The sequence below is a fragment of the Nonomuraea sp. NPDC004702 genome, assembly GCF_053601695.1.
In genome coordinates this window covers 189,761-215,340 of record NZ_JBSGCE010000001.1, presented here as the reverse complement: position 1 = coordinate 215,340, position 25,580 = coordinate 189,761, and the positions used below count along the sequence as shown (strand labels likewise).

Below are 25,580 nucleotides of genomic sequence, written 5' to 3'. Positions count from 1 at the left end.
CGCGGGACGGCTCGCTACGCCGGTGACCGGCCGGCCAGCGCGTCGCCCAGCGGCGTACGGGCGTACAGGACGGAACGGCCGGTGCGGGTGCCGACGACGAGGCCCGTCCTGCGCAGGACGGCCAGGTGCCCGCCGGTCGCGCCGAGGCTCTGGCCGAGCAGGGCGGCCAGGTGGGTGGTCGTCGCGGGCACGGCCAGCTCGGTGAGCAGGCGCGCCCTGGTGCGGCCGATCAGCAGCGCCAGGTCGCCGTCCGGCACGCCGACCGCGGCGCCCGTGCCGCGGGCCGGGTAGACCAGCGCGTTGGGCCAGGCCGCCTCCAGGTACACGCCGACCGAGCCGGCGAAGGCGGTCGGCACGAACAGCAGGCCGCCGCCGCCCAGCACGTGCAGGCCGTGGCGGGCGTGCAGACGCACCTCGATGTGCCCGTCCGGACGCCAGCGCACCTGGTCGCTCAGGTCGTCCAGCGCGGCGGCCCAGCCGTAGGCGGCCAGGCGTCCGGCCCGCTGGATCACGTCGCGTTCGAGGATCGTGTGGAGTCGCGGCCAGCCGACGGAGATGATCTCCCGCCACAGCGCCTCGTACGCGTCGGCCAGCACCTCCACCACCCGCGGCGAGAACAGCAGGTCCCGGATCGGCTCCGGCACCGGCGGCAGCGCCGCCAGAACCCGGGCGATCTCCTCGTGCGCCTGGGCGACCGGGGTCCGGCGCATGGAGGCCAGCTCGGTCTCGAACGGCACGCTCATCCCGGCCGGCGGCGGGGCGATGAAGTCGACGTTCGCGTAGCCCTTGTTGCCGCTGATCGCCGCCAGCGCGCGCAGCGCCGGATGCCGTCGCACCAGGTCGAGGTACGGGCCGCGCCAGCGCTCCACCCACCGCCGGTGCACACCGGGCTCGCTCCTGCCGTCGAGCGTCCAGTGGGCGTGCATGGTCTCGATCAGCGGCGAGATCGCGAACCTGCTGGCCACCAGGTCCTGCGGGGTCACCTGGATCTTCAGCGCCATCTTTCGGTTATATCCGAAACCATGGCCGGGCCGGGCGCCGGTTCAGCAGCATCGGGGACGTGAGAGCGGCGACGTACGGCGACGTGTTCGCGGTCAAGGAGTTCCGGGTGCTGTTCGGCAGCTTCGCGCTGCTGGTCACCGGGGACTCGATCAAGATGCTGGCCCTGTCCGTGCTGGTGTACGCGCGGACGGGCTCCCCGGGGTTGTCGGCGGCGGCGTACATGGCGGGGTGGCTGCCGTACATCGTGGGCGGGATGTTCCTGCTGTCGCTGGCCGACCGGCTGCGGCCCCGGGCGCTGATGGTGACCGGCGAGCTGGTCCGGGCGGCGGTGTGCCTGCTGCTCGCCTACGCCGGGCTGCCGGTGTGGGGGATGCTGGCGCTGGTGCTGGTCAGCGGGCTGTTCTCGCCGGTGTTCGGCGCGGCCAGGTCGGCGGCGCTGCCGGACGTCCTGCCGGGGGACGCGTTCGTGCTCGGCCGGTCGGTGATCGGGGTCACCTCGGCGGCCTCCCAGGTCGGCGGGCTCGCGGCCGGAGGCGCGTTCCTGGCCTTCGCCGGGGCGCCCGGCGCGCTGGCCGCCACCGCCGCGCTGTCGGCACTCGGCGCGGTGGTCCTGCGGTTCGGCCTGCCCGACCGTCCCGCCCGCGCCGCCGGGCGGAGTGGCGGGACGGGGGCCGTGCGGCAGACGCTGCGGGTGAACCGGTCGCTGCTGGCCGACCGGCGGGTGCGCGGGCTGCTGCTGGCCGGATGGCTGCCGACGATGTGCCTGGCCGGGGCGGAGGCGATGATCGTGCCGTACCTGGGCGGTGAGGGGCGGGCGGGCGTGGTGCTCGCCGCGGCGGCGGCCGGGATGGCGGTGGGGGAGTTCACCGTGGGCAGGTTCGCCGCGCCGCCGCTGCGGGAGCGGCTGTCGGCGCCGCTCGCCGTGCTGCTCGGGGTGCCGTGGCTGGGGTTCGCGCTCGGGCCCGGCGTGGGGTGGGCCGCGGTGCTGGCCGCGTGCGCGGCCGCGGGGCTGTCGTACCAGCTCGGGTTGCAGCGGCGGTTCGTGGACGCGGTGCCCGAGGAGGGGCGCGGGCAGGCGTTCGGGCTGCAGTCGGCGGGGCTGATGACGGGGCAGGCGGCCGGGGCGGCGCTGGTCGGCGTGCTGGGCGAGACGATCGGGCCGGGGGGCGCGATCGTCGCGGCGGGCGCGGCGGGCGTCCTGGTCGCCCTGGCCCTGATCGGTCCTCTGCGCCCTTCCAAGCCCTACGGCGCCGACGGCTCCAGTGCCGCTGGTTCCGCCGGTGCGGTCACGTCGCCGGAAGCTCGCCGGAGCCCCGCGGGATGAGACGTACGGGCAGCTCGACGTGCTCCGGCGGCCCGCCGTCACCGCGCAGGCGGCGGAACAGCAGCTCGGCGGCCACCCGGCCCATCCAGGCCGGATCCTGCGCCACCACGCTCACCCCCGGCCGCAGCAGGTCGGCCAGCTCGAAGTCGTCGAACCCCACCAGCGCCAGCGGCCGCCCCTCCAGGGCCCGCAACGCGGTCACCGTGAGCCGCCCGTTCCCGGTGAACAGCGCGGTCGGCGGCGCGTCCAGGGCGAGCATGCGCCGCAGGTCGGCCCGTACGTCGTCGAGCGACGGCGGGCGCATCGCCACCAGCCGCGGGTCGAACAGCCCGCCGAGCGCCCGCCGGTAACCCGCCAGCCGCCGCGCCGCGGTGTAGATCGCCGGATCGTCGCCCAGGAAGGCGATCCTGTGGTGCCCGTGCGTGAGCAGGTGCCGGACGGCCTGCTCGGCCCCGCCCGCGTTGTCGGCGAGCACGGTGTCCACCTCGATCCCCGGCTCGGGCGGCCGGTCGGCGAACACCACGGGCGTGCCGGCCTCCAGCTCGCCCCGCAGGTAGGCGTGGTCGTCGCCGGCCGGGACGACGATCAGCCCGTCCACCCTGCGCGCGCAGAACGTCTCGACCAGCTCGCGCTCCCGGCCCGGCTCCTCGCCCGAGGACCCGCTGAGCAGCAGGCAGCCGTGGTCGATGACGACGTCCTCGACGGCCCGGCTGAGACCGGCGTAGAAGGGGTCGGCGACGTCCTCGATGACCAGCCCGATGGTGGCGGTCATGCCCGTGCGCAGGACCCGGGCGCTCTCGTTACGGCTGTAGCCCAGCCGGTCGATGGCCGCCCGCACCCGCTCGGCGGTGGCCGGATGGACGCCGGGCTCGCCGTTGACCACGCGCGAGACGGTCTTGAGCGCCACGCCCGCCGCCGCCGCGACGTCCTTCATCGTCGGTCTCACGCATGGATCATGTCCTACCGCACCCGGGCGGACAACGTTGTCAGACGCCTGTGCCAGAGTAGGTGCCCTATGTCGTTGCGACACGCCTTGCTGGTGGCCGGGTTCGTGCTGGCCGCGCTCAACCTGAGGCCCGCCATCGCGGGCCTGTCACCGCTGCTCGACGAGATCATGAAAGACCTGGGGCTGTCGCCGTCGGGCGGCGGCGCGATCACCACCGTCATGGTGGTCTGCCTGGGCGTGTTCGGCCCGGTGGCCCCGCTGCTCGCGCGGCGCATCGGCCTGGACAGGACGCTGCTGGCCGGCCTGCTCGTGGTCGCGGCGGGGGAGTGCCTGCGCGGGCTCGACGGCGTCCCCATGCTCTACCTGGGCTCGGCGCTGGCCGCGACCGCCATCGCCGTCATGAACGTCTCCATGCCCGGCATCGTCAAGCAGCACTTCCCCGAGCGCGTCAACCTGCTCACCGGCGTCTATGTCGCGGCCGTGGTGGCCGGCGCGGCCGGGGCCTCGGCCCTGGTGATCCCGCTGGAGCGGGCCACCGGCTTCGACTGGCGCGGCGTCTCGGCGCTGCTCGCCGTGCCCGCCGTGCTCGCGGCCCTGCTCTGGCTGCCGCAGGCGGTCCGGGGCGGCCCCGCCGAGCAGGGCGGCCCGAGGCCGTTCGGCGCCGTCCTGCGCAGCCGCGTCACCTGGTACGTGACCGCGCTCATGGGCCTGCAGTCGCTCACCTTCTACGTCATGCTGGCCTGGCTGCCGACCATCTTCCTCGACGCCGGCCTGCCCGCCGACCAGGCCGGCTACCTGCTCAGCCTGACGAACCTGGTCCAGGTCGCGACCTCGCTCGCGGTGCCGGTGCTGGCCGGCCGCCGGGCCTCGCAGGTGCCGTACGTGGTGGGCGCCGGCGTGCTGACCGTGCTCGGCTACCTCGGCGTGCTGCTGGCCCCGGCCACCGTGCCGTGGTTGTGGATGATCGTGCTCGGCATCGGCCAGGGGGCCTCGTTCGCGCTGGCGCTGCTGATCATCGCCCTGCGCCCGGCCGATCCGGCCGGCGTGACCGCGCTGTCGGCCGTGGCCCAGTCGGTGGGGTACGTCGTGGCCGCGCTGGGCCCGCTGCTGTTCGGCTACCTGAGGGAGGTCTCGGGCGGCTGGACCGTGCCGCTCACGGTCGGCCTCGGGGTCCTCGGGGCCCAGCTGGTGGCTGGATGGTTCGCCGGACGCCCTGCTACCTTAGGTAAGGCTAACCTGTAGAAGGGATCCACAGCGTGCTGACCGAGGCTCTCCAGCGTCTGGCCGACGGCCGGGGCGGTGTCATCGGGGTCGAGCCAGAGCTCGTCATCGACCCCGACGAGAGCTGGACGGCCGCAGCCGACCTGGTGCGGGAGCCGTACACGCTGTTGGCGGGCCTGGTCGAGCAGACGGCGGCACGCTGGAACGCGCCCCGGCACGTCGGCGCGGCGCTGTTCTGGAAGACCTTCGGCTACTGGCACAGCCTGCCCATGGCGCTCGGCTGGGCCCTCGACGGCCGCATCCCCGTCATGCGGCTGGCCGACACCTACTTCAAGGTCTCCGACGCCGGCGTGACGATCGCCGCCAGCCGCGTGAGCTGGGGCACTGGCGTCGAACCCATCCGCGAGTCGCTGGCCGAGGCGCAGCAGCCGCTGGTCAAGGCCATCAGCGCGCTCGCCAAGGTCGGCGAGCGCACCTTGTGGGGCTCGACCGCCGAGGCGTTCGCCCATCCGCTGACCTGCATCGTCAAGGGCGACTACATGGCCCTGCTCGCCGAGCTCGGCAGCCCGGTCGACGGGCTGGTCGAGCCCGCCGACGACGGTTACTTCCGCAGGACGTGCTGCCTGTGGATCACCCTGCCCGACGTCGAGGCGTGCGGGAGCTGCTGCGTGCTCAGGCCACAGCGACCGGCTCGTCCATAGGACGCAGCTCGTCGGCGTAGCTCACCGACACCCGGCGCATGACGCCGCTGTCGTCGATGGAGTACTGGCCGAGCCGCCACAACGGGGGCGAGTACGCGTGGATCGAGACGCTCTCGCCCTCCGCGCCGCCGAGCCGGTGGATGTGGTCGGGCCCGAACGAGAACGACTGACCGGCCGGCACCACGGTCTCCAGGTGCTCGCCGCCGATGCGCGGATTGCACTCCTGCAACGCCCCCTGCACGACGTGCACCGCGCCCGAGGAGATGTCGTGGTCGTGCCAGCCCGTGTCGTCCTCAGGACGCCAGCACAGCACCCAGACGTCCACATAGGCGTCCCGGTACAGGGAGGCGTAGTGCCGTCCGCCGTCGGCCGGGAAGTCGACCATGTCACGCCACTCCTGCGGGTTGGCGGCCAGCTCGTCGACCAGGTCGCGCAGCTCACGCCGGTCGAGCGTGCGCTCCGGCAGCCCGGCACACACGCCCCCGCCCTGGATCTGGATGTCACTCACGTACGAGTCTCCTTTCTCTATCTAATGGCCTCACTCCGTGAGGCGGCTCGGTCGCCTGTATGCCGGCGCCTTCCCCCGCTCTGGTCGCTTCGCTCCCGCCGCTCCTCCAGACGCCGGCGCTCCCTCGCGGATCTAATGGCCTCACTCCGTGAGGCGGCGCTGTGTCTGATTGCCTCACTGCGTGAGGCGGGCTCGGTCGCCATATGCCGGCGTCTTCCCCCGCTCTGGTCGCTTCGCTCCCGCCGCTCCTCCAGACGCCGGCGCTCCCTCGCGGATCTAATTGCCTCACTCCGTGAGGCGGCTCGGTCGCCTGTATGCCGGCGTCTTCCCCCGCTCTGGTCGCTTCGCTCCCGCCGCTCCTCCAGACGCCGGCGCTCCCTCGCGGGTCCAATGGCCTTACTGCGTGAGGCGGCTTGGGGGGCCAGGTGGGGGCGCTCCCTCGCGGGGTCATGGTGGGGGGAGGCCCAGGAGGCGGCGGGGGTTGGTGGAGTGGATGGCGTGGTGGGCGGCGGTGCCGAGGCCGGGGTCGGGGGCCGTGGCGTACGGCGCGTCGGAGCCGTTGACGACGACGTCCACGCCCAGCTCGCGGACGATCGCGTCGATGGCACGCGGCCCGTACGAGGACGTCTCCACGTAGAAACCGGGATCGACCAGGCCGCGCCCGGTGCCGCCGCGGGCGATGAGCCGTTCGGAGTGCAGCGGCGCCAGCCCCGCCAGCAGCGCGAAGCACACCCGCAGCCGAGGATGCCGGGGCCGGACCACGGCGTGGAAGTGGTGCCAGGCCGCGTGCATCTGCTGCACGTACGGCACCAGCGCCGGCCACCACGGCGGCGTCCCCGGCGGCGGCGGCACGGCGGCGGGCCCGGGATGCACGAACAGCGGCAGGTCCCGCTCGGTGAGCACGTCGAGCAGCCGGTCGTCGGGTACGGCGGTGGCCGGGATCTGCAGCCCGGCCAGCCCCCGGTCGAGGTCCTTGGCCAGCCGCTCCGGATCGGGCTCGCTGTGACAGGTCGCCGCCCACACCCCGAACGGCTCGCCCAGCCCGAGCGCGCCCTCGTGGTAGGCGTCGATCAGCGGCCACGCCTCCTCCGGCGGCAGGAACTCCACGCCCAGCGGGCTCGACATCGACACCAGCGCCAGGTCGAGCCCGGTCGTGTCCCGGTGCTCGTGGTCGGCCGGGTTCACCTCGTACGGCGGCTCGCCGTCGAGCAGCAGCGTCCAGCCGTCGAGCCGGGGCGGGACGGTGCGAGCGCGCAGCGCGGCGACGAACGAACCCGTCCACAGGTGCTGGTGCACGTCGATGCTCACGATCACACCTCCCTCTATTTCCTACTGAGATTACAGGTAAACGAACTGTACTGCGAAATCAATCAGGTGAACCGTTTCAGTGAACCGCTTCACTGCCCTATTTGTCAACGGTTCGCACGTCGAGGGCGGTCCCAGAAGAACCCCGCGAGCCCGTGCGGGAGTCCGGCTTCTGTCGGTGGCAGGCAATAGGCTGGCGGGATGCCGCGGAAGAGAGCGACGATTCGGGAAGTGGCCCGCGCGACCGGCCTGTCTCCGGCGGCCGTCTCCTATGCGCTGCGCGGCATGCAGGTCTCGGAGGAGACCATGGAGCGCGTGCGCGCCGCCGCCGCCGAGCTCGGCTACGAGGCCGACCCCATCGCCAGAGCCCTGGCCAGTGGCCGCACGGGCATGATCGGCCTGCTCTGCGGCTCGCTCGAAGACCTGTGGCAGCAGTCGCTGGCGGTCGGCATCAGCAGGGGCCTGCGAGAGAAAGACCGCTATGCCCTGATCCTCGACGCGGTCGGCGACCCCGACCGTGAGCGCGTGCTCGCCCAGCAGCTCCGCGACCAGCGCGTCGACGGCATGATCGTGCAGCCGGTCGACCCGGCCGCGCCGTTCTGGGCCGAGCTGTGCGAGTCGCTGCCCGTCGTCGCGATCGGCGACTCCCTGGCGGGCACGGCCGGCGAGGTCGTCTTCGACAACCGCCGGGGCGTCACGCTGGCCCTGGAACACCTGGCCGGCCTCGGTCACCGTCGGATCGCCGTGCTCACGCCCACCCAGGCCAGCACCCCCGACCGTCCGGCCGACGTGCACGTCCTGGCCGAGGCCGACCGGCTGGGGCTCGACATCGAGGTCGTCACGGCCCCCCACGACCTGGCGGCGGCCACCTCGGCGGCCCACGAGATCCTCTCCACGTCCAGGCCGAGCGCGGTCTTCTGCTTCGCCGACTCCATCGCCTACGGCGTCTACGCCGCGGCCAAGGAGCTGGGCCTGTCCATCCCGGGCGACGTGTCGGTCATGGGCTACGACGACCACCCCATGTCGGGGCTGCTCACCCCCGGCCTGACCACCGTCGACTGGGACATCGACGGCATCGTCAGGGCCGCGGTGCGGCTCATCGCGGCCGCGGCCGACGGCGGCACCCGCCGCCGCCGGGTGGTCCAGGAGCCGACGCTCAGGGAGCGGGGCTCGGTCGCGCAAGCGCCGCCCGCGCCTCGTCCAGCTCGTCGGTGAGCTGCCCGTCAGGCCGTGCCCCCTTGCGGGCCCGCACGGCAGCGGCGCGCTCGCAGGCCAGCACGATCTCCAGCGGTTCGAGGCAGCGCAGCGCGTGGCGGGCGGCCTGGGTGGCGAAACCGGCGTGGTCCTCGGTGCCCAGCGAGATCACCGCGGTCCCGGTCGTCACGGGGGCCGCGAGGTGGCGCAGTTCGGCCAGGGCGTCCTGGGCCACGTACTCCAGGATCATCAGCCCGGAGGCGCCCGGCCGGTCGGCCAGGAAGGGCAGCTGCCCGGTGTAGGCGGGGTTCATGAGGGTGGCCAGGCGGGCGGTGCTGAGCTGGGCGGTCTGGGCCAGCGCGGCGCGCAGCGCGTCGAGGGCCAGGGCCACCGGGGCCGAGTGGAAGTTGCCGTTGTGCCAGGCCAGGGTGCCGGTGATGAGCGGGTTCTCGGTGGCGGCGTTCAGGTCGGTCTCGACGGTGGCGGTGGCACGCTCCAACGCGTCCACGGCCGCGCCGTGCACCTGCGCGAAGGCGCGGTAGCCGTACGGGTCCTGGACGCGGGTGGCCAGCTCGTGGGTGAGCAGGCCGCGCAGGCGTCCGGCCACGCGCGACTGGCCCGGATGCGGCCTGGCCTCCTGGACGGCGGCGGCCAGCGGCTCGGCGGAGGCGTCCACCGCGGTGAAGGACAGGGCGGCCACGTCGACGGCCGCCTCCAGCAGCGCGCCCAGCCGGTGGCAGGCCAGCGCGGCGTCGGCCAGCGTGGCCGCGCCCGAGCTGATGAAGGGCAGCGCGTCCCCGGAGGCGAGCGCGAAGCGCGGCCCGGCCGTCTCCTCGCCCGCCCGCCGCCAGGGCACCTCGCCCAGCAGGCACAGGGCCGTGGTGGCGAGCGCGGTCAGGTCGCCGGTGCCGATCGCGCCGTACGTGCGGACCGGCGGCGTGAACCCGCCCGTGACCGCCTCGGCCAGGACGGGCAGCACGGCCGGGTCGATGCCCGAGCCGCCCGCGACGAGCTGGTTGAGCCGCACGACGAGCATGGCCCGCGCCCGCTCGTCGGCCACCAGGGGACCTGCCCCGCAGGCGTGGCTGCGCAGCAGGTCGAGGCCGGGGGAGTCGAGCCGGACGTCCCGGTTGGCGCCCACGCCCGTGCTGCGGCCGTAGACGGGGCCGGTCAGCCCCTGGGCGGTGGCCCACGAGGCCCGGGCCCGATCGAGGGGACCGATCGTGACCCGGGCCCGGCCGTGGGCGGCTTCGTGCACCTGGGCGCAGGTCAGGCCGGCGCCGTTGAGCTGCATGGGGAGGGGATCAGTCGTTGTCGGGGATGAACAGGCCGAGCAGCCAGCTGACCACGCTGATGATGATCGCGCCCCAGAAGGCGGCGGGGTAGAAGTTGTCGACGTGGAAGGGGATGTCGAACTGGCCGGCGATCCAGCTCGTCAGCAGCAGCATGGCCGCGTTGATGACGAGGAGGAACAACCCGAGGGTCAGCACGATGACCGCGCAGCCCAGCGCCTTGACGATCGGCTTCACGATGGCGTTGACGACACCGAAGATCAGGGCCACGAGGAGCAGGACGCCCCAGTACTTGGCCGAGTTCTCCGGGGCGGTGATCCTGATGCCGTCGAGGAGCTGGATGGCGACCCAGAGGGCGGCGGCCGCGGCCACGGTTCTGATGATGAATCTCACGCTGGTTGATCCTCCCACTTCGCGATCGCCGGCGCGATAGATCGACCGCGCGAAGCCGGTCGATCACGCACTGTGGCGGCGGTTACCTGTGACTCATGTCGGGAAAGGGAGCGGGATGGACGCTAATGGTCTTGATTCGTTGCCCGCGGCGGAGTTGCACGACCGAGCGGTGCGGTACGCCGTACGCCATGGGGATCTGGGCTTCCTGTGGAACCTGCTGAAGGTGATCCCGGCCGCCGAGGCCGCGAGCGGTCACGAGAGTGAGACCGCCAACGACCTCAGCCGGGTGTCCGCGCTGCTCAGCGACGCGCTCGCGGCGGGCGAGGGTGAGCTGGGCGAGGCGTTGCGGCCGATCTACCTGGAATATCTGCGCGATCATCCCGACGCCTGAGCCGCGCTCAGCCGGCCAGGCGCGCCCCCGCGGCGATGCCCGAGATGCCCGGCGTGCTGACCTCCTGGCCGTCCCGGAGCACGATCATGGTGTCGTACGCGCCGGCCTCGGCCAGGTCGGTCGCGAACCGCCGGGCCAGGGTGGGGCCCATGGCGTACATGGCGGTGGCGTAGGCGTCGGCCACGCCGAGGTCGGGGCCGATCACGGTGACCGAGCCGAGCGTCTGCTGGCGCTCCCCGGTGCGCGGGTCCACCACGGCCGCGCCGCCCGAGGTGGCGATGCCGAGGTCGTGGGCGAACAGCGCCTTCCTGACGACGTCGGTGCGCGGGTCGCGGATGCCGACGCGCCACGGCTTGCCCGGGGCGGCCGAGCCGCGCACCCTGATGTCGCCGCCCGCGTTGATGCGGTGGTCACCGGCGCCCGCGTTGCACAGCGCCCGCGACAGGCGTTCCAGGGCCCAGCCCTTGATGTAGCCGGACGGGTCGATCACGCCGTTGATCCGGTGCTCGAACCAGCCGCCGGTCGCCTCGCCCAGCTCCTCGCAGCGGTGCAGGACCTCGACGAGCTCGGGGATCTGCCTGATGGTCAGGCCGTGGTTGAGGCGCCAGATCTGGCTGTCCTCCTTGGCCGGGCTGAAGGTGTCGGCCACCCAGCGCAACCAGGAGAAGGCGTCGTCGAGCAGGGGGGTGAGCTCTCGGGCCGGCAGAGCCGTGCGGATGTCCACGCTGACGGGCATGCCCATGACCGTGTCGACACGGGCGCTTCCGGGGAAAATCGTCACCTGGCCTCCTTGTCCGCTGCCCACGCTCTCACGTCGGCCGTAACGTGGGGCTAAACCTTTTGCCCTGGTTTGAAATGCACCTGTGATCTCGGGATCGCGAGGCGTGACAATGCGCCGCCGACGTACCGGGTGAACGGGCGCGGGCCCTCGACGACCACCTCGCGCTCGGCGATGTCGGGGATCTCGCGGCTGAGCCCGGAGGCGCTGATGCGCTCCTTGGCCCTCGGGTCGTGCTCGGCGCCGGTGACGAGGATGAGACCGTACCTGGTCTCCAGGTCGCGCAGCTCGCTGGTGGCGCGCTCGGCCCGGTAGACGGCCACGGTGTCCGTCCTGGTGCTCGCGCCGGCCAGCCGGGTGCGCAGGGTGTCCGGGTCCATGCCGGACGCGATCAGCACCCTGCCCCTGGTCTGCGGGACGACCGTGTGGCTGCGGACCGCCATGACCGCCGCCATCGCGTACAGCAGCAGCGAACCGACGCGGCTGAGTTCCGTCACGTACGCGGTGGAGCTCAGCTCGTGGGCCACCAGCAGCGCGCCGGCCAGGTAGCCGCCGAGCCGCAGCCGCTGCCGGGCCTGCTCGGTGCGGAGCAGGTCGGCGGCCTTGACGGTGGCGAAGCCGAGCGCGACGAGCAACGCCGCGGCGGCGTAGGCGGTGGGCCGCCAGGGGTAGCCGAACCCCGGCTGGATCGCGCCGAACTCGGCGACCGCGACCCCGCACCAGAAGAGGATGGGACCGTGACTCGCATTCACCTCACTAGCCATGTCTATGACGATGCTGAAGGAACATGAGAGCTTTCTGAGTAAGGTCTGAAACATGGCTAACGTGCGTGTTGAGCGGACAGAAGACGGCGGTTTCCGGGCCACGAACGCCCGCGGCGCCGAGGTGAAGATCGGCGGCGGCGACGACGAGGGCGTGTTCACCCCGGTCGAGCTGCTGCTCGCGGCGGTGGGCGGCTGCAACATCGTGACCGTCGAGCCGCTCACGGCCAAGCGCGGGCACCGGCTGGTGCGCCTGGCCATGACGGTGGAGTCGGAGAAGGTCGAGCCGAACAAGCTCGGGCCGGTGACGGTCACCTACGACGTGGAGCTGCCCTCGGAGGCGGCCGACGAGGTCTTCAGGGCGGTGGCCGGGCGGGTGCACGACAAGTACTGCACGGTGAGCAGATCGTTGCAGGACGGTACAGAGGTTCGATTGGAGCTTCCCTAGTCGGATTAAACGCTTATTCGACCCCGTTATGACGCGACCGTTGCATTCGTCTCGGTAGCGTTGTAGCAGGTCGAGAGGCCACAACAGACCTTCACCGATGCGGACGCGGAGGGGGACCGCGGTCCGCGAGTGCGGGACCGCCGACGTTTTTGGGGGAAGACGTCGGCCTGGACCGCCACCGATCGGGGCCGGGCAGATTTGGGGGAACTGCCCGGCCCCGATCCATGCCCGCAGCCGGCACAGGCGCTGCCTCATCTGCCATCGGCCATGCGTATTGTCCTGTGGTGTGAAGAAAGTTCTCATCGACTGCGACCCCGGCATCGACGACGCGCTCGCCCTGGCCCTCGCCGCCGGCTCCCCCGACCTCGACGTCGTGGGCGTCACCACCGTGGGCGGCAACGTCGACCTGGAGCTGACCACCGCGAACGCGCTGGCGCTCCGGGAGTTCCTCGACCTCGGCGACGTGCCGGTCACGCCCGGCAGCGCGGGCGCCCTGCTGCACCGCACGGTCCGCGCCGGGCACGTCCACGGCGACACCGGGCTCGGCGACGTCGTCCTGCCCGCCCCCGTGCGTCCCCTGTCGGAGGGGCACGCGGTGGACTTCATCGTGGACGCCCTGCGTGCCGCCCCGGGCGAGATCACGCTGGTCGCGGTGGGCCCGCTGACCAACATCGCCCTCGCCGTACGCCGCGAGCCCCGCGTCGTGGAGTGGGCCAGGGAGCTGGTGATCATGGGCGGCTCGTACACCCGGGGGAACCACAACCCGGCGGCCGAGTTCAACATGCTGGCCGACCCCGAGGCCGCGGCGATCGTCTTCGAGGCCGGCTGGCAGGTCCGCCAGCTCGGCCTCGACGTGACCCTGTCCGCCCTGGTCACCGCGGACGTGCTCGACCGCATGCGGCCGCTCGGCCGGTTGTCGGAGCTGCTGGTGCCCGCCGCGCAGTTCTACGGCGTGGTGACGGCCGAGGGCGGCCCGGCCATCCACGACGCCTGCGCGGTGGCGTACGTGCTGGACCCGTCGCTGTTCACCTGCGTGCCGGCCGTGGTGAACGTGGAGACCGCCGGGACGTACACGCGGGGGATGACCGTCACCGACTTCGACCTGCGCGGACGGCCGGCGAACGCGCTGGTGGCGACGTCCGTGGACGTGAAGGGGTTCTGGGACCTGGTGCTGGGGGCGTACGGGCGGCTGGGGGAGCGGCTCGGCTGATGTGCGGGCACCGTCCGGCGGCTGATACAGTTAACCCTGTTGCGCCGCTAGCTCAGTTGGTTAGAGCAGCTGACTCTTAATCAGCGGGTCCGGGGTTCGAGTCCCTGGCGGCGCACCACCCCGAAACCGCCTGGCTCGCCAGGCGGTTTCGCTGTTTTCGGGGCCCCGTCGCTCCCCGCGGCTTGCGACAATCGGTCGGTGGACGAGACGTTTCCGGAATGGCTGGCGGGGCTGGGGCGCGAGCGGCTGACCGAGCTGCTGGCGGCGCGGCCCGACGTGTTGCGGCCCGTGCCGCCGCGGCGGCCGGCCGAGCTGGCCGAGCGGCTCGACGCGCCGGAGTCCGTGCACCTGGCGCTGTCCCGGACACCGCTGCCCTGCCTGCTGCTGGTGGAGGCGATCCTGGTGTCGGCCCGCAGCGGCCGGCCGCTGCCCGACCTGGTGACCGCCGGCGCCGACCTGCCCGGGCTGATCGACCGGCTCGAACGCGTCGCGCTCGTACGGCGGGGCGAGGGCGGCGGGCTGCACCTGGCCGCCGGGTTGCCCGCGGTGCTGCCGACGCCCCTGGGGCTGGGCCCCGCCCTGTCCGGGCTGCTCGCGCACGTCACCGTGGCCGAGCTGACCGACGTGCACCGGCGGCTGGGCGGCACGGGCACGCCGCGCAGAGCGGCGCTGATCGAGTCGATCACCATGGCCCTCGGCGATCCCGGCAGGCTGGCCCGGCTGGTCGCCCGCGCCCCGGCGGGCACCCGGGAGCTGCTCGACGACTTCCTCGAACGCGGGCCCGCGCGAGTGCTCGACGAGTTCCCGCCCCGCGGCCAGCACCAGCCGCGGCGGCCGGCGACCCCGGCGCGGTGGGCCCGCGACCACGGTCTCGTCTGGAGCGTCGACTGGGAGCGCACCTACGTCATGCCCATGGAGGTCGCACTCGCGCTGCGCGGGCCCGACCACCGCATCGACCTGCCGGTCGAGCAGCCGGCGGTCCGTACCCGGCCGGTCGCCGCCGACCTGGTCGCGCACGAGGCGTCCGTGGCCGCCCTCCGCCTCCTGGACCGGGCCGCGGCCCTGCTGCAGGACGCGGCGGCGCAGCCGTTGCCCGAGCTGAAGGGCGGCGGCGTCGGCGTCAAGGAGGTGCGCCGCCTGGCCGGCCGCCTGGGCTGCGCCGAGGACGAGGTCCGCCTGCTGCTCGACCTCGTGCACGCCGCCGGGCTGCTGGCCGCCAACCCGCTCACGCAGGTGCGCACCCGGCGCGCGACCGAGACCCGGCCTGCCGGGGTCTCGCCGACCAGGGCCTACGACGCGTGGTTGCGCCTGTCGCCGGCCGACCGCTACGCCGCGCTGGCCGAGGCGTGGTGGCGGCTGCCGATCAGCCCGACCCGCCGGTACGACGGCAAACCCCGCACCCCGCTCGCCCCGGCCGGGACCGGGACACCGTCCAGCGTCATCCGGGAGGTGGTGTTCGGGCTGCTGCCGGGCGCGACGGCGACGGGGGAGGCGGCGGCCGTGCCGGACGCGGAGGAGGTGGCGGCGGCCGCGAGCTGGCACCTTCCGTTGTTGCAGCGGGCGAGCTGCCGCGAGGTCGTGCTCGCGGTGCTGGCCGAGTCGAGGCTGCTGGGCCTGCTCGGCGCGGACGCCCTCAGCCCGCCCGGCCTGGCCCTCCGGACGCCGTCCGGGCCGCGGGTGGGGGAGGCCGCCGCCGGGCTGCTGGCCGGCGCCCGGCGGCAGGCGTTGTTCGGGACCGACCTGACCGCCGTGGTCACCGGCCCGCCCGCCGCCGCCCTGACGGAGGTCCTCGACCGGGCCGCCGACCGCGAGCCCGGCGGTTCGTGGCGGTTCGGCGCGTCCTCGGTGCGCCGCGCCCTGGACGCCGGTCACACCGCCGCCGAACTCGTCTCGGCCCTGGAGGAGGTGGCCGCCGGCCCGCTGCCGCAGCCCCTGACGTACCTGATCCACGACGTCGCCCGGCGGCACGGGGAGATCGAGGTGGTCCCGGTGGGCTGCTGCGTGGTGGGCGACGACGAGGCCCTGCTGGCCGAGCTGGCCGCGCATCGCAGGCTGGCCAAGCTGCGTCCGCGCCTGCTGGCCCCCACCGTCCTGGCCAGCGCGCTCGACCCGGCGCAGACCCTGGCCCTGCTCAGGGAGGCCGGGTACGCGCCGGTCGCCCGCGAGGCCGACGGCACGCTCACCGTGACCGGCCGCGCGCCCCGGCGCGCCCCGGCCCGTCCGGCCGGCCGCGAGCAGGGGGTCCTCAGCCCGGAACGCGCCGCCGCCTGGCTGGTCACCACCGCCGGCGAGCCGCTGCCGGGCCACCACGGCCTGCGCGACCTCTTCGCCCGGTACGCCACCGCCCTGTCGCCCAAGGCCCGCGAACGGGTGGCGATGGAGCTGGAGTACCACGGCACGGCCAGGATCGTCCACGACGGCGAGGAGCTCACCGTCAGCGGCCCGGAGGTGCGCGGCGCGGATCTGGACGTGTGGTGCCACGAGCCCGCCGAGTTCCGGCTGCTGGACCTGGCGAAGATCACCAAAGTGCTGACCTGATCAGGCGTCCAGCTCGTCGCGGGCCGCCATCAGCGCGAAACCGAGCAGGTTCAGCCCCCGCCAGGTCGCCGCGGACGCGGCGCGCTCGTCGTCGGCGGCCAGGCCGATGCCCCAGACCCGGTCCAGCGGGCTGGCCTCGACCAGCACGTGCGCGCGGGTGCCGACCAGGAACTCCCGCAGGTCGGCGTGCGCCCCGAACTTGGCGAGCGAGGCGCGGACGACGATGTCGAGCCGGTGGGCGTCCCACACGGCCTCGTCGAAGCCGCGCACGGTGCGGCCGAGCTTCTTGGCCTCGCCCGGGGTCGCGGCCAGGAGGATGCGGCCGGCGCTGTCGTGGTCGCCGAACAGCCACGCCTTGTGGGCCATCATGTAGTGCTCGGCCGAGGCGAAGGTGTGGCCGCCCTCGGTGAAGGTGACCGGCCACCACTGCGACAGGCAGCCGCGGCCGGGACCGCCGTCGCGGGCCGGGCGGTGGCCCCAGAAGTAGAGGTAGCGCGGCCGGCGGCCGTTCCGCTCCGCCTCGACGGCCTCGTCAACGGTACGGGGAAGCTGGTCGGACACCGCTCAACCGTCCCACAGGGGACGGACACCGGCCAAGCCGATTAAAGCCGGCGGATCGAGCCCGCCGGGTTCCGCCTCCACCTGGATCAAGTACGGCGACCACAGCAGTGAGGCCGCGTGCATCGCCAAGGGCAAGGAGCTCAAGGCGAAGGGCACCTACCTGTCGTACTTCTGCCAGTACACCGGTTTCTTCACGCTGATGGTGCTGACCCGATAACCGCCTGACCGGCCGCGGCCCGGAGGCTCGTCCTCCGGGCCGTCCGCCGTCACGGTCGGCCAAGCCGGTCAGAGCCGGCGGATCATGGCCTGCTTGGCCGCCGCGAACTCCTCGTCGGTCAGCACCCCGGACCGGTGCAGCTCGCCCAGCTCGGCCAGGCGGCGCAGCACCGCGTCGTGGGCGTCGCCGGCGGAGGCCGCCGGCTCCAGCTCCTCGGGCTGCTCGCGCGGCAGCCGGGCCAGCACCGCCGCCCCGACCAGCGCGGTCGCGCCGCCGAAGCGCTGGATGCCCCAGGACACGCAGTGGGGGTCCTTCTGCGGGGACGCGCCGGGCCCGTCGCCCTTGAGCCGGAAGCGGAGGGTGCCGTAGCCGAGGCCGGACTGCGGTTTCCACTCCACGCCCACCAGCTCGGCCAGCGGGAACTCCTGCGACCCCGCCCGCTCCTTCTCCGTGCTGGCGAAACCGGTCCATTCCAGGCGGACGCGCTCGCCGTCGAAGATCGCGGTGCCGTCGCCCGCCGTGGCCGAGACGGGGATGGCGGGGCCGGGGAGCAGGTAGTGCTCGCAGGGGCCGCTGGGCGTCTGGTTGATCTCCAGGGTGTCGCGGACCTCGTCGGCGAAGTACTGGGCCGCGCCGGCGCGCTCCTTGGGCACCGCCAGCCGGTACGGGTCGGCGGGCGCGGCCAGCGATCCGGCGACGAGGTCGGACAGGGGGTCGGCGCCGTAGCGCAGGCGCAGGCGGAGCTGGCCGCCCTTGCGGCCGGGCTCGAACGCGCACGTCGCGATGGCCTCCAGAGGCACGGCGACCTCGCCGAGCACCTTGCGGAGCTCGTGGACGTTCTTGTCGCCGCCAGGGACGACGCGCAGCATCTCTCCGTTGAACGTCCACGAGCCGTCTGGAACGGCGATCTCGGTCATATTCTCAGCCTAGGACGTCGAGAGGAGCCCGATGAAGATCTTCACGAGCTGGATGTCGTGGGGCCAGGCCGCCGGCCCCCTGGCCGAGGCGCTCCCGTCGCAGACCGTCACGGGGTTGCGCGAGGCGGTGCGCTTCGCCCGGACGCAGCACGGCGTGCAGCAGCGTCCCACCGGGCGGCCGTACGTGGAGCATCTGCTGGAGGCGCTGGAGGTGGCGGTGGCCGGAGCGCAGGTGCGCGACCCCGACGTGCTGACCGCGATCGTGCTGCACGACGTGCTGGAGGACACCGCGTGCACCGAGCGGGAGCTGGCCCGGCGGTTCGGCGCGGAGGTGACCGGGCTCGTCTGCTGGGTGACCAGGCCCGCCGGGCGCGCGAAGGCCGACCACCTGGCCGCGCTGGCCAAGGCCCCGGCGCAGGCGGTGCTGGTGAAGCTGGCCGACCGGGTGAGCAACGTGCAGGAGTTGCAGCGCCTCCACTGGCGGTTCCAGAAGCGCTACTACCACGAGACCGTCGCCCACATCGTGCCGCTGGCCGCGCCCCACCCGTGGTTCGCCGAGTGGTACGAGGAATGGCGGCGGCCCTGGGCCAGGCGCGTGGCCCGCTACCCGGACTAACCCCCCAGCCGGGCCAGCCGGTTGCGCACGCCGTCGAAGTGCGCGTACACGGCCGACACCGCGGCGGCCCGGTCGCCGGCCAGCACCGCGGCGTAGATGTCGCGGTGCCGCCTGGCCACGTCGCCGGGCGGCTCGTCGGGGGCGCCGAGGTGGTCGCGGAGCTGGTGGTAGACGTCCCAGAACGCGCCGAGGAGCTGGCTGACCAGCGGGTTGCCGAGCGGCCGGTAGAGCAGGTCGTGGAAGAGCCGGTCGGTCTCGGGGGAGACCTCGCCGACCTGCGACTCGTGGTCCATGCGGGCCATGACGTCGGCCACCGGGGCGAGGTCGGCCTCCGGGCCGAGGTCGATGAGCCGCTGGACGAGCCCGCTCTCCAGGATCTCGCGGATCTCGATGAGGTGCGCCAGGTGGTTGCGGCCGTTCTGCAGGGTGATGCGGCTGTGGAAGGCCAGCTCGTCCACCAGCCCGGACAGGGACATCCGGCCCACGAACATGCCGAAGCCGTGGCGGATGTCCACGATGCCGACCGCCTGCAGAGCCTTCAGCGCCTCCCGGACGGAGTTGCGGCTGACCTGGAGCTCCTCCATGAGCTCCGACTCCGTGGGCAGCGGGTCACCCGCGACCAGCCCGCGCCTGACGATCAGGTCCTTGACGCCCTCCTGGGCCTCGACGGCCCGGCTGGGACGTGCCGGACGCGGGACTGCGGCCATGAAGCTTCCTTTCATCGTAGGTAACATTCCGGAAATCCTCTGTTGACCTCAAGACGCTCTGGCGTTTAGCGTCCACGTTACGCACAAGATAGGACATGGGATGTCCTACGTTCTACCTGTTCCCCCCAGGAGGCATCCGTGAGCTCTGAGTTCAGCCGCCGTGACTTCCTGCGCTACAGCGGGGCCACGGGTGCGGCGGCGTTCATCGCGGCCACCCTCTCCGCCTGTTCCGGAGGCCCGGCCTCGACCGGCTCGGTCGGCGCCGGATCGAACAAAGACCTGATCACCGCCGTCATCGGCTACGGCAACGACCAGAGCTGGGACCCGACCCAGACCGCGTCGGCGTTCGCGATGGCCGGGATCAGCCACGTCTACGAAGGGCTGCTCGACACCGACCCGGTCACCCGGGAGCCGTACCCCGCCCTGGCGACGGCGCTGCCCGCCGACGCCAACGCCACGTCGTGGACGTTCGCCCTGCGCGAGGGCGCCAAGTGGCACGACGGGCAGCCGGTCACCGCCGACGACGTGGTCTTCACCTTCGAGCGCATCCTCGGCCCCGACAACGTGCTGACCGGCAACTTCTTCAAGCCCTGGCTCCAGGAGGTGAAGAAGGTGGACGACCGGACCGTGGAACTGGTCCTGAAGTTCCCCTTCCCCGACGCGGCGCCCCGGCTGACCATCGCCAAGATCATGCCGAAGCACGTGTTCAGCCAGGCGGGCGCGTGGGACAAGGCCAAGAGCGGCATGGCGGTCGGCTCCGGGCCGTACAAGCAGGCGGCGCACAACCCCAAATCCAACACCTCCTTCGAGGCGTTCGACGGCTACAACGGCCCCCGCCCGGCCACCGTCAAGAAGATGAACTGGCTGACCATCGTGGACGCCTCTGCCCGGGTGGCCAAGATCTCCGGCGGCTCCGCCGAGGCGCAGATCGCCGACAACATCCCGTACGCCAACGTCGACCAGCTCAAGCAGCAGGGCCTCACGGTCGAGGGCGGCAAGGGCATGAACCACATGTTCCTGATGTTCAACACCGCCGCCAAGCCCTTCGACGACGTACGCGTCCGCCAGGCGCTGCACTACGCCATCGACAAGCAGAAGATGATCGACGTGGCGCTCAAGGGCCACGGCACGGCCTCCAGCTCCTTCCTCAACGAGGGCCACCCCGACCACCGGCGCGCCTCGGTCGTCTACGACTACGACCCCGACAAGGCCAGGGCGCTGCTGAAGGAGGCGGGCGTGACGAACCTGACGGTCAACCTCATGGCCGTCAACGTGAGCTGGATCGTCGACTGCCTGCCCACCATCGCCGCCTCCTGGGAGGCGGTCGGGATCAAGACCACGCTGGAGCCGCAGGACACGGCCGCGCTGTTCACCAAGATGGACCAGTTCCAGGACTACCAGGTGGTCGCGGCGGCCTCGAACCCCAACCAGTTCGGCATGGACGCGGACCTGATCCTGCACTACAACTACGTGCCCGGCGGCCTGTGGATGAAGTACAGCCACTGGGACGGCAGCAAGGACGCCGAGAAGCTGTTCGCCATGATGGACGCGGCCGGCAAGGAGACGGACAAGGCCAAGAAGAGCGAGCAGATCCACAGATATCTGGACCTGGTCGCCGAGCAGGCCGTGCTCTATCCCGTCGTCCACAACGAGCTGATGACCGCCTGGGACCCGAAGAAGCTCTCCGGCATCCGCGCCCAGCCGTACCCCGGCATCAATCTGCTGCAGGCCAAGAGGACATGACGCTCGTACTCAGGATGCTGCTGCGGCGGCTCCTCATCCTGATCCCGCTGGTCCTGGGCGTGGTCGCGTTCGTGTTCGTCGTGATGCGCTTCTCGGGCGTCAAGCCCGAGTACGCCTACTTCCAGGGCGCGAACCCCACGGCGGAGCAGATCCACCGTTTCCAGGAGGAGAACGGCCTGCTGGACCCGCTGCCGCTGCGGTACGTGCGCTTCGTCGCCGACCTCGCCCAGGGCGACATGGGCACCAGCGTGCTCACCAAGAAGCCGGTCGTCGAGTCGGTGACGACCGCGCTGCCGCTGACCCTGCAGCTCACGTTCCTCGGCCTGGCCGTGGCGATCGTGCTCTCGCTGGTGTTCGGCGTGACCGCGGCGCTGTTCCGCGACCGCTGGCCCGACCAGGCGATCCGGGTCGTGTCGCTGGTCGGCGTGGCGGCTCCGGCGTTCTGGCTGGCGCTGCTGATGATCCAGTGGCTGGCGGTCGGCGAGGGGCTGTTCCCGACCGGCGGCTACATCAACCCCGCCGACTCCCTCACCGGCTGGCTGCAGTCGATGACGCTGCCCGCGCTGTCGTTGTCGCTGCCGATCGCCGCCCAGCTCACCCGCATCATCCGCACGTCGATGGTCGAGGAGCTGGACCGGGACTACGTGCGCACCGCGATCGGCAGCGGCCTGCCGATGATCGTCGTGGTCGGCCGCAACGTGCTGCGCAACGCGCTGATCAACCCGCTGACCGTGCTCGGCCTGCGCATCGGCTACCTGATCGGCGGCACGGTGGTCATCGAGACGATCTACGGCCTGCCCGGCATGGGCCAGCTCATGATCAACGCGGTGCGCGACGGCGACCCGGCCGTGGTGCAGGGCGTCGTGCTCACCATCGCGATCGGCTTCATGGTGGTCAACCTGGTCGTCGACATCCTCTACCTGCTGGTCAACCCCCGCCTGAGGAGTGCCGCCTGATGAGAAGCGGACTCGCCGAACGCCTGTCCAGGCCCGGCGTCGCCTTCCGGCGGCTGCCTGCGGCGTCGTGGCCGGCGGTCGCCGTCGTCGTCCTGGTCGTGCTGGCCGCCCTGTTCGCGCCGCTGATCGCGCCGCACTCGCCGTACTTCCAGGAGGCCGCCGGCGGCGGCCCGTCGGCCGCGCACTGGATGGGCCTGGACAGCGCCAACCGCGACATCCTGTCCCGGCTTCTGTACGGCGCCCGCTGGTCGCTGATCATCGGCCTCGGCGCCACCGGCCTCGCCCTGGTCGCCGGGGCGGTCGTCGGCGCGGTGGCGGCCACCTCGCGCCGGGTGGTGGACGAGACCGTCATGCGCGTGCTCGACGTGATCATGGCCTTCCCCGGCATCGCGCTGGCCGCCGTGCTGGTCGCGGTGTTCGGCGGCAGCATCCCGGTGCTGGTCATGGCCATGGCCTTCCTCTACATGCCGTCCGTGGCCAGGGTCGTGCGGGCCAACGTGATCGCCCAGTACGGCGAGGACTACGTGGCGGCCGAGCGCGTCATCGGCGCGCGCACGCCGTACATCGTGCTCAGGCACGTCGCGGTCAACTGCGCGGCGCCGGTGCTGGTGTTCTGCACGGTGATGGTGGCCGACGCGATCGTGTTCGAGGCGTCGCTGTCGTTCATCGGCGCCGGCGTACGCCCGCCGAACCCGTCGTGGGGCAGCGTCATCGCCGACGGCAAGAACCTGGTGCTGCTCGGCGGCTGGTGGGCCACGGTCTTCCCCGGCCTGCTGATCCTGCTCACCGTGCTGGCCCTCAACATCCTGTCCGAGGGCATCTCCGACGCCTGGGCCGCCCCGGCCCGCAGGGCCGCCCCCAGGAAGGACGACGCCTACGAGCAGGCCGCCCCCGGCGCCGGCCAGGTCGTCGAGCTGCCCGGCCTGGCCGAGGCCGCCCGCCGGCTGGCCGGACGCGCCCGCCCGCTGCCGCAAGGACAGCCGATCCTCAGCGTCGAACGCCTGCGGATCGGCTTCGACCCCGGCGTGGACATCGTGGACGGCGTCGGCTTCGAGGTCTGGCCCGGCGAGGTCGTCGGCCTGGTCGGCGAGTCCGGCTGCGGCAAGTCGCTGACCGCCCTGACCGTCATGGGCCTGCAACCGCGCCAGGCCCGGGTCGGCGGCCACGTGCGCTTCGACCAGAAGGAGCTGCTCGCGCTGCCGCGCCGGGCCCGCCGCCGCCTGCTCGGCCACGAGATGGCGATGATCTACCAGGACGCGCTGTCCTCGCTCAACCCGGCCATGACCATCAGGGCCCAGCTCAGGCAGCTCACCCGCAGGGGCGGCCGGCGCACCCCGGCCGAGCTGCTGGAACTCGTCGGCCTCGACGCCCGCCGCACCCTGTCCGCCTATCCGCACGAGCTGTCGGGCGGCCAGCGGCAGCGGGTGCTGATCGCGATGGCGCTCTCCCGCGACCCCAAGCTGATCGTCGCCGACGAGCCGACGACCGCGCTCGACGTGACCGTCCAGGCGCAGGTCATCGAGCTGCTGCTGCGGCTGCGCGAGGAGCTGGGGTTCGCGCTGATCCTGGTCTCGCACGACCTGGCCCTGGTCGCCGACGTCACCGACCGCGTCGTCGTCATGTACGGCGGCCAGATCGTCGAGACCGGCGCCACCGCCGCCCTGGTCGGCGAGCCCGCCCACCACTACGCGCGAGGGCTGCTCGGCTCGGTGTTGTCGCTGGAGTCGGGGGCCGAGCGGCTGACCCAGATCCCCGGCGTGGTGCCCGCGCCCGCCGACTTCCCGGCCGGGTGCAGGTTCGCCGACCGGTGCCCGATGGCCACCGGCGTGTGCCGTACGCAGACCCCGGTGCTGGCCGGGCAGGCCAGGCGGCACGCGGTGGCCTGCCACCACCCGGCGGTCGAACTCGCAGGGAGTGAGACACGTGCTTGAGCTGAACGACGTGCACGTCGTGCACAAGGCCCGCTCGGGAGGGCTGTTCGCGCGGGACCGCGTGCACGCCCTGACCGCCGCCTCGCTGACCGTCGCGCCCGGCGAGACCGTCGGGATCGTGGGGGAGTCGGGCTGCGGGAAGTCCACGCTGGCCAAGGTGCTGGTCGGGCTGCAGCGGCCGACCTCGGGCAACGTGCGCCTGAACGGCCGCGACCTGTGGACGCTGAAGCAGGACGAGCGGCGCGCGCTCGTCGGCGGCGGCGTCGGGCTGATCTTCCAGGACCCGTCCACGGCGCTCAACCGGCGGCTGCCGGTCGGGCGGATCCTGCGCGACCCGCTCGACGTGCACCGCCGGGGCACCCCCGGCGAGCGCGAGGCCCGCGTGCGCGAGCTGCTGGACCTGGTCGGCCTGCCCGCCGGCGTCGCCGGCGCGCTGCCCGGCCAGCTCTCCGGCGGTCAGCGGCAGCGGGTGGCCGTGGCCAGGGCGCTCGCGCTCGAACCGCGGCTGGTCGTCGCCGACGAGCCCACCAGCGCCCTGGACGTGTCGGTCCGCGCCCAGATCCTCAACCTGCTGCTCGACCTCAAGGACCGGCTCGGGCTGGCGATGGTGTTCATCTCGCACGACATCCAGACCGTGCGCCGGATGAGCGACCGCGTGGTCACCATGTACCTGGGCAGGATCGTCGAGCAGACGCCCGCGCGGTCGGTGCCGGGGCGGGCCAGGCATCCGTACACGCGGGCGCTGTTCTCGGCCACCCCCGGGCTGATCTCGCCCATCACCCCGATCCCGCTGGTCGGCGCGGTGCCGTCGGCCACCAGGCCGCCGAGCGGCTGCCCGTTCCGCACCCGGTGCTGGCGGGCCGACGACCTGTGCGCGGCCGAGATGCCCGCCGCCACGCGGGCCGGGGACGACCACCTCTTCCACTGCCACCACCCGGTGGCGGCCGGAGCCACCGACCTAGAGCTGATCCAGGAGCACTCATGACAGATCCCGATGTCGCCGGGGCCGCGACAGTGACCGGCGTGATCCCCCCGGTCTGCACCCCGTTCACCCCCGGCCACGAGGTGGACGCCGCCTCCCTGACCCGGCTGGTGGACCACCTGCTGGAGGGCGGGGTGGACGCGCTGTTCGTGCTCGGCTCCTCCTCGGAGGTGGCCTACCTGACCGACGCCCAGCGGCGGGTGGTGCTGGACACGGTCGTCGGGCACGTCGGCGGCCAGGTGCCGGTGCTGGCCGGGGTGATCGACATGACCACGCCGCGGGTGCTCGAACACGCCCGCGTCGCGGTGGCGGCGGGGGCGTCCGGGCTGGTGGCGACCGCGCCGTTCTACACGCGCACCCATCCCGAGGAGATCCGCACCCACTTCCGGACGATCGCCGCCCGCAGCGGCCTGCCGGTCTACGCCTACGACCTGCCGGTCAGCGTGCACACCAAGCTGGGCGCCGACCTGCTGCTCGACCTGGCCGCCGAGGGCGCGCTCGCCGGGGTCAAGGACTCCAGCGGCGACGACGGCGGGCTGCGCCAGGTCATCCTGGGCCGCCGGGCGCCGTTCAGCGTGCTCACCGGGTCGGAGGTGACCGTGGACTCCGCGCTGTGGATGGGCGCCGACGGCGTCGTGCCCGGCCTCGGCAACGTGGACCCCCACGGGTACGCCGAGCTGTACCGGGCCGCCACCCGCGGCGACTGGGCGGCGGCCAGGGCCGAGCAGGAACGCCTGGTCAGGCTGTTCGAGATCGTCCGGGTCGGCGCTGGCCGCATGGGCGGCAGCTCGGCGGGGCTGGGCGCGTTCAAGGCCGCCCTGCACCTGCGGGGCGTCATCGACTGCCCGCTCACCGCGCTGCCGCAGATCCCGCTGAACGACGACGAGACCGGCCGGGTCGGCAAGCTGCTGGCCGCCGCCGGGCTGCTGTAGCCGTCG

The 25,580-nt window shown here is 73.0% G+C and carries 25 protein-coding genes and 1 tRNA gene; 15 read left to right on the top strand and 11 right to left on the bottom strand.

Features of this window, described 5'->3' with window-relative positions; translation table 11 throughout:
• Positions 1-14: 14 nt before the first annotated feature.
• Positions 15-1,001: an ArsR/SmtB family transcription factor gene (locus ACWEJ6_RS01075; protein WP_452420430.1), complete on the bottom strand. Its 987-nt coding sequence runs from the start codon at positions 999-1,001 to the stop codon at positions 15-17.
• A 59-nt stretch (positions 1,002-1,060) separates the two neighbouring features.
• On the opposite strand from ACWEJ6_RS01075, the gene ACWEJ6_RS01070 reads away from it, so the two are divergent.
• Positions 1,061-2,326 carry an MFS transporter gene (locus tag ACWEJ6_RS01070; protein WP_452420428.1) on the top strand — a complete coding sequence of 422 codons (1,266 nt, stop codon included), beginning with the start codon at positions 1,061-1,063 and terminating at the stop codon, positions 2,324-2,326.
• Here ACWEJ6_RS01070 and ACWEJ6_RS01065 read toward each other — a convergent pair.
• Entirely contained in the window at positions 2,289-3,272 is a 984-nt protein-coding gene (locus ACWEJ6_RS01065; RefSeq protein ID WP_397164681.1) for a LacI family DNA-binding transcriptional regulator, read from the bottom strand. The two genes, ACWEJ6_RS01070 and ACWEJ6_RS01065, sit on opposite strands and share 38 nt — an antisense overlap.
• A 69-nt stretch (positions 3,273-3,341) precedes the next feature.
• Here ACWEJ6_RS01065 and ACWEJ6_RS01060 point away from each other — a divergent pair, with 69 nt between their 5' ends.
• Together ACWEJ6_RS01060 and ACWEJ6_RS01055 are read left to right on the top strand one after the other, a co-directional pair.
• A complete protein-coding gene (locus tag ACWEJ6_RS01060; RefSeq protein WP_358288409.1) occupies positions 3,342-4,514 on the top strand; it encodes a CynX/NimT family MFS transporter in 1,173 nt (390 codons plus the stop codon).
• 14 nt (positions 4,515-4,528) lie between these two features.
• Positions 4,529-5,194, top strand: a complete 666-nt coding sequence (locus ACWEJ6_RS01055) for a hypothetical protein (protein WP_452420426.1) — start codon at positions 4,529-4,531, stop codon at positions 5,192-5,194.
• On the opposite strand, the gene ACWEJ6_RS01050 is transcribed toward ACWEJ6_RS01055, so the two are convergent.
• Both ACWEJ6_RS01050 and ACWEJ6_RS01045 read right to left on the bottom strand, forming a co-directional pair.
• On the bottom strand, positions 5,166-5,702 hold the full coding sequence (locus tag ACWEJ6_RS01050; protein WP_352323951.1) for a cysteine dioxygenase: 537 nt from the start codon (positions 5,700-5,702) through the stop codon (positions 5,166-5,168). The two genes, ACWEJ6_RS01055 and ACWEJ6_RS01050, sit on opposite strands and share 29 nt — an antisense overlap.
• Before the next feature lie 447 nt (positions 5,703-6,149).
• Complete coding sequence (locus ACWEJ6_RS01045) at positions 6,150-7,010, bottom strand: amidohydrolase family protein (protein WP_358288403.1); 861 nt, start codon at positions 7,008-7,010, stop codon at positions 6,150-6,152.
• Positions 7,011-7,238: 228 nt separating this feature from the next.
• On the opposite strand from ACWEJ6_RS01045, the gene ACWEJ6_RS01040 reads away from it, so the two are divergent.
• The gene (locus ACWEJ6_RS01040) at positions 7,239-8,222 is read left to right on the top strand and encodes a LacI family DNA-binding transcriptional regulator (RefSeq protein ID WP_387670929.1); all 984 of its coding nucleotides are present in this window, start codon (positions 7,239-7,241) and stop codon (positions 8,220-8,222) included.
• On the opposite strand, the gene ACWEJ6_RS01035 is transcribed toward ACWEJ6_RS01040, so the two are convergent.
• Complete coding sequence (locus ACWEJ6_RS01035; protein ID WP_387670927.1) at positions 8,164-9,495, bottom strand: aromatic amino acid ammonia-lyase; 1,332 nt, start codon at positions 9,493-9,495, stop codon at positions 8,164-8,166. The two genes, ACWEJ6_RS01040 and ACWEJ6_RS01035, sit on opposite strands and share 59 nt — an antisense overlap.
• Positions 9,496-9,505: 10 nt before the next feature.
• Positions 9,506-9,886, bottom strand: coding sequence for a phage holin family protein (locus tag ACWEJ6_RS01030; protein ID WP_387670925.1), 381 nt, complete (start codon positions 9,884-9,886; stop codon positions 9,506-9,508).
• Positions 9,887-10,001: 115 nt separating this feature from the next.
• On the opposite strand from ACWEJ6_RS01030, the gene ACWEJ6_RS01025 reads away from it, so the two are divergent.
• Positions 10,002-10,277: a hypothetical protein gene (locus ACWEJ6_RS01025; RefSeq protein ID WP_352319467.1), complete on the top strand. Its 276-nt coding sequence runs from the start codon at positions 10,002-10,004 to the stop codon at positions 10,275-10,277.
• A 7-nt stretch (positions 10,278-10,284) separates the two neighbouring features.
• Here ACWEJ6_RS01025 and ACWEJ6_RS01020 read toward each other — a convergent pair whose 3' ends face one another.
• The gene (locus ACWEJ6_RS01020; RefSeq protein WP_352352103.1) at positions 10,285-11,058 is read right to left on the bottom strand and encodes an FAD:protein FMN transferase; all 774 of its coding nucleotides are present in this window, start codon (positions 11,056-11,058) and stop codon (positions 10,285-10,287) included.
• A 50-nt stretch (positions 11,059-11,108) separates the two neighbouring features.
• Positions 11,109-11,819: a hypothetical protein gene (locus tag ACWEJ6_RS01015; RefSeq protein WP_397164695.1), complete on the bottom strand. Its 711-nt coding sequence runs from the start codon at positions 11,817-11,819 to the stop codon at positions 11,109-11,111.
• Between the two features lie 52 nt (positions 11,820-11,871).
• On the opposite strand from ACWEJ6_RS01015, the gene ACWEJ6_RS01010 reads away from it, so the two are divergent.
• The 4 genes from ACWEJ6_RS01010 to ACWEJ6_RS00995 all read left to right on the top strand — a co-directional run bounded on the left by ACWEJ6_RS01010 (position 11,872) and on the right by ACWEJ6_RS00995 (position 16,012).
• Positions 11,872-12,264 (top strand): OsmC family protein, encoded by a 393-nt coding sequence (locus ACWEJ6_RS01010; protein WP_358288389.1) that lies wholly within the window; start codon positions 11,872-11,874, stop codon positions 12,262-12,264.
• 286 nt (positions 12,265-12,550) lie between these two features.
• Positions 12,551-13,474, top strand: coding sequence for a nucleoside hydrolase (locus ACWEJ6_RS01005; protein ID WP_352352100.1), 924 nt, complete (start codon positions 12,551-12,553; stop codon positions 13,472-13,474).
• Between the two features lie 41 nt (positions 13,475-13,515).
• Positions 13,516-13,592 (top strand) — tRNA-Lys (locus tag ACWEJ6_RS01000).
• An 80-nt stretch (positions 13,593-13,672) separates the two neighbouring features.
• Positions 13,673-16,012, top strand: a complete 2,340-nt coding sequence (locus ACWEJ6_RS00995; protein WP_452420421.1) for a helicase-associated domain-containing protein — start codon at positions 13,673-13,675, stop codon at positions 16,010-16,012.
• On the opposite strand, the gene ACWEJ6_RS00990 is transcribed toward ACWEJ6_RS00995, so the two are convergent.
• Both ACWEJ6_RS00990 and ACWEJ6_RS00985 read right to left on the bottom strand, forming a co-directional pair.
• A complete protein-coding gene (locus tag ACWEJ6_RS00990; protein ID WP_452420419.1) occupies positions 16,013-16,573 on the bottom strand; it encodes an NADAR family protein in 561 nt (186 codons plus the stop codon). It lies immediately after the preceding gene.
• A gap of 285 nt (positions 16,574-16,858) precedes the next feature.
• Complete coding sequence (locus tag ACWEJ6_RS00985; protein WP_387670914.1) at positions 16,859-17,707, bottom strand: DUF4429 domain-containing protein; 849 nt, start codon at positions 17,705-17,707, stop codon at positions 16,859-16,861.
• Positions 17,708-17,738: 31 nt separating this feature from the next.
• Between ACWEJ6_RS00985 and ACWEJ6_RS00980 the strand changes: the two genes are divergently transcribed.
• The gene (locus ACWEJ6_RS00980) at positions 17,739-18,323 is read left to right on the top strand and encodes an HD domain-containing protein (protein WP_452420417.1); all 585 of its coding nucleotides are present in this window, start codon (positions 17,739-17,741) and stop codon (positions 18,321-18,323) included.
• Here the strand turns inward: ACWEJ6_RS00980 and ACWEJ6_RS00975 are convergent.
• Positions 18,320-19,030, bottom strand: a complete 711-nt coding sequence (locus ACWEJ6_RS00975; protein WP_387670911.1) for a FadR/GntR family transcriptional regulator — start codon at positions 19,028-19,030, stop codon at positions 18,320-18,322. The two genes, ACWEJ6_RS00980 and ACWEJ6_RS00975, sit on opposite strands and share 4 nt — an antisense overlap.
• Before the next feature lie 138 nt (positions 19,031-19,168).
• Between ACWEJ6_RS00975 and ACWEJ6_RS00970 the strand changes: the two genes are divergently transcribed.
• Genes ACWEJ6_RS00970 through ACWEJ6_RS00950 form a run of 5 tightly spaced genes read left to right on the top strand, consistent with a single transcriptional unit; the run spans position 19,169 to position 25,574 of the window.
• Positions 19,169-20,773, top strand: a complete 1,605-nt coding sequence (locus ACWEJ6_RS00970; RefSeq protein WP_387670909.1) for an ABC transporter substrate-binding protein — start codon at positions 19,169-19,171, stop codon at positions 20,771-20,773.
• Positions 20,770-21,729, top strand: coding sequence for an ABC transporter permease (locus ACWEJ6_RS00965; protein ID WP_357996617.1), 960 nt, complete (start codon positions 20,770-20,772; stop codon positions 21,727-21,729). Before ACWEJ6_RS00970 ends, ACWEJ6_RS00965 begins: the two co-directional genes overlap by 4 nt.
• On the top strand, positions 21,729-23,660 hold the full coding sequence (locus ACWEJ6_RS00960; protein ID WP_452420414.1) for a dipeptide/oligopeptide/nickel ABC transporter permease/ATP-binding protein: 1,932 nt from the start codon (positions 21,729-21,731) through the stop codon (positions 23,658-23,660). The genes ACWEJ6_RS00965 and ACWEJ6_RS00960 overlap by 1 nt, the downstream gene beginning before the upstream one ends.
• The gene (locus ACWEJ6_RS00955; protein WP_358288362.1) at positions 23,653-24,645 is read left to right on the top strand and encodes an ABC transporter ATP-binding protein; all 993 of its coding nucleotides are present in this window, start codon (positions 23,653-23,655) and stop codon (positions 24,643-24,645) included. Before ACWEJ6_RS00960 ends, ACWEJ6_RS00955 begins: the two co-directional genes overlap by 8 nt.
• On the top strand, positions 24,642-25,574 hold the full coding sequence (locus ACWEJ6_RS00950) for a dihydrodipicolinate synthase family protein (protein ID WP_452420412.1): 933 nt from the start codon (positions 24,642-24,644) through the stop codon (positions 25,572-25,574). The genes ACWEJ6_RS00955 and ACWEJ6_RS00950 overlap by 4 nt, the downstream gene beginning before the upstream one ends.
• Positions 25,575-25,580: the final 6 nt, after the last annotated feature.